2 protein-coding genes are annotated in these 341 nt (G+C 66.6%); both read left to right on the top strand.

All coding sequences use genetic code 11. The annotated features are described in order from the left end of the window. Nucleotides 1-271, top strand: a 271-nt coding sequence (locus tag HX846_RS13965) for a chemotaxis protein CheW (protein ID WP_178965566.1), incomplete at its 5' end; no start/stop codon positions are given. Next, nucleotides 268-341, top strand: a 74-nt coding sequence (locus HX846_RS40395; RefSeq protein ID WP_372241984.1) for a hypothetical protein, incomplete at its 3' end; no start/stop codon positions are given. The genes HX846_RS13965 and HX846_RS40395, both read left to right, overlap by 4 nt.

A 341-nucleotide genomic window follows, 5' to 3' on the forward strand; every position in this document is an offset into this window, starting at 1 on the left:
GGGGCTGGACAGCACCGGCAGCGGCCCCAGTGGCGCACGAATCATGCCGCGCATGCTGATCATCGCGGCGCAGGACGGCCCCGTGGTGGTGCCGGTGGACGAAGTGGACGGTATCCATGCCATTGATGAACGCACCTTGAATGCGGCATCTGCGTCGGGCACCCAGGCCAGCGCCCGCTATACCCAAGGGGTGTTGCAGTGGAAAGGCCGCAGCCTGCGCTGGCTGGACGAGGCGCAATTGTTGTCTGCCGTGACCCGGAGCCTCACATGACCCCCGACCAGATGCGCGATGCCTCGCTGCTGGAGCTGTTCAGCCTGGAAGCCGACGCCCAGACCCAGGT

Origin of the sequence: Pseudomonas sp. K5002, assembly GCF_013386655.1 — a bacterium.
In the GTDB taxonomy this organism is placed as follows: Bacteria; Pseudomonadota; Gammaproteobacteria; order Pseudomonadales; family Pseudomonadaceae; genus Aquipseudomonas.